Below are 5,839 nucleotides of genomic sequence, written 5' to 3' on the forward strand. Positions count from 1 at the left end.
AATTTCTTGACCAAAACGATTAACTACTTTTGACTGTGAAAAAGAGCGTATGACGCATGCGAAAATCAAAAATAAAATGAGTAATGCGTTGGTTAATTTATTCATTTGTTTAAAATAGTAGTTGTATAAAAAATCTAATTGAACCTTTTAATAAATATAATCAAATGAAACTCTATCTGTTACTAACAAAGCATACGCTCCGTTGCTGGCAGGCACATATGTAGCAGTTACTCCAGAAACACTTACCGCCGCTTTAGGAACACGCACACCATTGACAAACATTGCAACTCTACCCAATGGCGTATTCGTCAAAGTAAAAGCTGTTTGTCCAGCAGTTGGAGTAAACTCTTCTGTTTCAAATTTTGCTACAGAACTTTTAGCTACTGGAACCCATGATGTACCATCGTATTGTAACAATTGGTTGGTCGTTGGGGCTGTTGAGCTTACTGCTGTTCCTTGTAATTTAGCCACCAAAGGAGCTGCTGCCGTACCACCTAAATCACCAGCTAATTGGATTTTACCTAATACTAACGTAGTTGCAGCAGGTGTTGCATTTGCAGTTACATAGTTTTCTACTGCTGCTACACTTGGGTATTTACTAGTTGAAGCCGCATCTGCCGACATATCTGCTGATAAATTCGCTGTCGTTTGCGCTCCTGTTACATCGGCAACTGGAATCGTTGAACTGGCAGTCATCGCAGTTGTTCCTGTTCCTTTTACATAGCCAGTCAAGGTTGTTGCTCCGGTTCCACCATTGGCTACTGTGATGGTTTCTCCAATTTTTGCATTCGTGACAGAAGAAGCAGCCAAATCAGCAGTGGCGATTGTTCCATCTGCAATTTTTGCAGAAGTGATTTTTCCTGTTCCAACTTCTGGTGCAGTTGCTATTCCCGTTAAATCGCCAGCTAATTGAATTTTACCTAATGCAGAAGTTGTTGCATCAGGAATGGTTGCAGCGGCAACTGCCGAAGTAACAAATGCCGTAGTAGCGATTTGAGTAGAGTTTGTTCCAGCTGTAGCTGTTGGTGCTGCAGGTGTACCTGTAAAAGTAGGAGAAGCCAATGGTGCATAAGCAATATTATCTACACTACCATCTGCTTTTAAGAATTGGGAAGCCGTTCCTCCTTGTTTTATTAAAGAAGATGCAGTTATTGTAGAAGAGACTCTAGCTGTTCCATTTACATCAAGATTATAAATTGGATTGGTTGTATTTATTCCTACAAAACCATTTGAATTTTTAATAACAATAGGTGCTACTTGTTTCCACGTACTTCCGTTATCAGACACAACAGCACCTAAAACTAAATTCCCATTTTGGCTGTAAATTACTGAAGTTTTTTCATCCACAGGAGCAGCCAAATTTTCGATAAAAAACCTTGTACCTGCTGCATTATTTGAAGAAAAAATCATACCGTCGCCAAAAGCCGATGTCAATAAAGATGTTCCTCCAGCTTGTAAATGAAATTTTTTCAATGGATTTGTAGTACCAATACCTGAATTAATTCCATTATCATAATACTGACTGTTAGATAAAGTAGTAGAAGAATTAGAAAATTTTGGTAGATAATTATCTGTCCCAGAGTTTGATAACAATCCATTATCCGCAGAAGGAATCCATTTACTAGTAGCTAAATTATATTTTAATACTTGACCGTTTGTTGGCACTGTCGAACTTACTTCTGTCCCTTGTAATTTAGTAACTAAAGGCGAAGTTGCCGTACCTCCTAAATCCCCAGCTAATTGAATTTTACCTAATGCCAAAGTGGTAGCATTCGGCGTTGCATTCGCTGTCACATAGGTTTCTACTGCTGCTACACTTGGATATTTACTAGTCGAAGCTGCATCTGCCGATATATCTGCTGATAAATTCGCTGTCGTTTGTGCGCCTGTTACATCCGCAACTGGTATTGTCGCGCTAGCTGTCATAGCCGAAGTACCTGCACCTTTTACATAACCTGTCAAGGTTGTTGCACCTGTACCACCATTCGCTACGGTGATTGTTTCACCAATTTTGGCATTGGTAACAGAAGACGCAGCCAAATCAGCTGTGGCTATTGTTCCATCGGCAATGATGCTGGATGTTACTGCACTTGCAGCGATATCCGCGGTGGCAATCGTTCCGTCAGCAATTTTTGCAGATGTGATTTTTCCTACACCTACTTCAGGTGCAGTTGCGATTCCCGTTAAATCACCCGCTAATTGAATTTTACCTAATGCCAAAGTGGTAGCATTCGGCGTTGCATTGGCTATCACATAAGTTTCTACTGCTGCTACACTTGGGTATTTACTAGTCGAAGCTGCATCTGCTGACATATCTGCTGATAAATTCGCTGTCGTTTGTGCGCCTGTTACATCCGCAACTGGTATTGTCGCGCTGGCTGTCATAGCCGAAGTACCTGCACCTTTTACATAACCTGTCAAGGTTGTTGCTCCTGTACCACCATTCGATACCGTAATTGTTTCACCAATTTTGGCATTGGTTATTCCTAAATCTTTTACTTTAAATGGTAGTGCAGTCGTTCCTTCTCCTTCTATCGTTACATTATCTGCTACTGCGCCAAAACTTGTTTTGTCAATCCAATCAACAGAACCCGTTGCACTAGTCACTAACACTTTATTATTACCTCCTGAATTAATTTTACCCGTTGTAATTGCACCATCTGCAATTTTAGCCGTAGTTACGTTTAGGTTTTTAATTTTTGCTGTTTCAATGGCATCATCTGCGATATCAGCTACTAAAATAGTTCCATCCAAAATTTTAGCAGAAGTAATTTTTCCTATTCCAACCTCTGGAGCAGATGCTATTCCTGTTAAATCTCCTGCTAACTGGATTTTACCTGTTGCTAGAGTTGTTGCATCTGGCGTAGAAGCTGCTACTTTGCTATCTACATAGGTTTTAACTGCCAATTGAGAAGGATATGCTACATCGCTAGAAGAAGCAAAAGTTGCGTCTGTCGATTTATTGGCAATGGTTTGTGCACCTGTTACATCTGCAACAGGAATGGTTGAACTGGCTGTCAAGGCAGAAGTACCTGCACCTTTTACATAACCAGTCAAGGTTGTTGCTCCTGTACCTCCGTTGGCGACATCAATGGTCGTTCCATTCCAAACACCCGTAGTGATTGTACCTAAAGTGGTAATTGAACTTTGACCGACATAATTAGCAGAAATATCTACACTTGGAGTAGTTGCACCGTTGGTGACTGTAATTCGATTGGTCGTTCCGCTCACATTAGTTACGGTTCCTCCTGATGAGTTCAAGGTACTTCCTGACATACTTAAACCTGTTCCCAACGTAATTTCAGAAACACCTGTTCCTCCTGTCGACTTAGAACCTAACAATAAACTTTGAGCTGAAAGATTCTGCATTTTAGGCAACGTTACAGAATTCGCTGCGATGGTTGTTGTAGCGGAACCCGCGCTGGTCGTTACGTCTCCACTGAAAGCTGGCAATGTAGCGGCAGGCAAAGTTGTCAAGGCTTCAATGTTACCTGTTCCTGTACTTGATCTACCCAAAATCACATCCGATGAAACAGTTTGTATTTTAGCAAAAGTTACTTTATTGGCAGCAATTTCTGGACTAACCGCTGTTCCTGTCAAATCGCCGGCTAATTGGATTTTACCAGTTGCACTAGCTGTGGCATCAGGAGTCGCAGCAGTGATTTGCGCATCTACATAAGCTTTATTAGCCGCATCTGTAGCAGAAGCTGGCGCATCTGTTAAAATAATTTGATGTCCGGTTGGCATAGTAATATTACCTGCCATGGTTCCACCAGCTAAACGTAAATAACGTGCATCTAATGAGGCTTGATTCGGAGTTACTTCGTTCCATTGTGTTCCATCACTGATAAAAGTTCGGCCATCATTAGAAGCTGTTGGGTCACCCGAAACTACGTATATATCACCATTCGTGGTCGTATTGGCAGCAGGTCTTGCCGCTAAGGTCCCTGTAGTTACATGACCAAAATCGATGGTTACATTCCCTGCAGCATCAGGACCATTACCATTCACTTTTTGAACAGCACCCGCAACATCTGCCACAGGAATTGTCGATACTGTAGTAAAATTGGCTCCCGTTGAAGCTTGTTTTACATAACCCGCTGTTGTGCTCATGTTTGCACCTGAACCACCTTGGTTGACTGGCACAATGGCTGTACCTGTGATGGTTCCATTTAATACGGGAGAAGTTATGGTTGGAGTATTGATGGTAGCTGAAGTTTTCAATACTACATCACCCGTTCCTGTTACTGGAATTTCATGTGGAGTACTTGTTGCTCCTGTGGTATTTCCAAGAATGGTATTGTTTGAAATATTTGGCAAAGAAGTTAAGTTAACAATCGCATTGGTGGCTGTCAATTTAGTATCCACATAGGTTTTTACTGCTAATTGAGAAGGGTACAAAGTATTGCTTGAAGTACCAGCGCCTAAATCAGTCGCTGTCGATTTGTTTGATAAATCTTCTTTTAAATTCAAGGCATTGGTCGTGGCAGTACCCACACCTGCATTCAAAGAATTTTCAACAAAGGTTTTAACAGCCAATTGAGTCGGATATTTTACATCATCTGCATTGATTCCACCCATATCTGTTGCGGCCGATTTATTGGCAACGGCTTCTGCACCTAAATTTGTCAAGGCACCTGTTGCAGTTGTTGCTCCTGTGCCACCATTTGCAATTGCGATTGTCCCAGCAATTTTGGCTGAGGTAATTGTTGCATCAGCAATGTCTGCGTTAACGATCGTTCCATCTAAAATTTTAGCAGTCGTAACTGCATCTGCCGCAATTTTAGCGGTAGATACAGATGAAGTAGCCAATTTAACGTCCGTCACATTGGCATCAATGATTTTATCTGTTGAAATAGAATTATTTCCTAAATCAGCCGTAACAATGGTTCCATCTAATATTTTGCCACTCGTAACTGCATCGGAAGCTAATTTTACCTCTGTGACATTTCCATCGGCAATTTTTGAGGTGATCACTGCATTATCCGCAATTTTAGCAGCAACTACTGCTTCATCCGCAATTTTAGCTGTTGTAATTCCTGCATCAGAAACTTTCAGATTGGAATTGATCAAAGTTGCCCCTACTCCATTGCTAACAGTAATCGATGCATCTGCAGCTGTTAAATCTTTAGCAATGATATTATCGGCCGTCAATTTCCCCCATTCCGTTGCCGTTCCTGCCGCATTTGTTTTTAATACTTGATTGGCTGTACCGTGTTCAATTTTGGTGGTAGTTACTGCCAAATCTGCAATTTTAGCCGTTGTTACATTCACATCCGCAATTTTTGCAGTCGTTACATTGGCATCTTTGATGTCAGCAGTTTGAACTTCACCATCTTTGATCTTATCTGTGGTAATCGCATCTGCTTCTAATTTCGCATTCGTAACATTTAAATCGGCAATTTTAGCTGTGGTGACATTTGCATCCGCAATCTTGGCCGTTGTAACATTCGCATCAGCTATCTTAGCTGTCGTTACCGCAGCATCAGCGATTTTAGCTGTTACTATTCCTAAATCTTTTACTTTAAAAGGACTTGCCGTTGTTCCTGCTCCTTCGATGCTAGTCATATCTGCCACCGCTCCGAAAGCCGTTTTATCTAACCAGGCTACAGTACCCGTTCCATCAGTTACTAATACCTTGTCATTTCCGCCTGAAGCAATCTTAGCCGTTGTTACATTCGCATCTTTGATGTCGGCTGTTTGAACTTCGCCATCTTTGATTTTATCTGTTGTAATCGCATCTGCTTCTAATTTCGCATTCGTTACATTTAAATCGGCAATTTTAGCTGTTGTTACATTCGCATCAGCAATCTTGGCCGTTGTTACATTCGCATCAGCA

General features: G+C 41.2%; 1 protein-coding gene. It reads right to left on the reverse strand.

The window, feature by feature from the left end:
- Window positions 1-147: 147 nt before the first annotated feature.
- A partial coding sequence (locus V7S79_RS12095; RefSeq protein ID WP_459490855.1) for a beta strand repeat-containing protein occupies window positions 148-5,839 on the reverse strand: 5,692 nt, incomplete at its 5' end.

It is taken from the genome of Aquirufa sp. ROCK-SH2, from assembly GCF_054558315.1.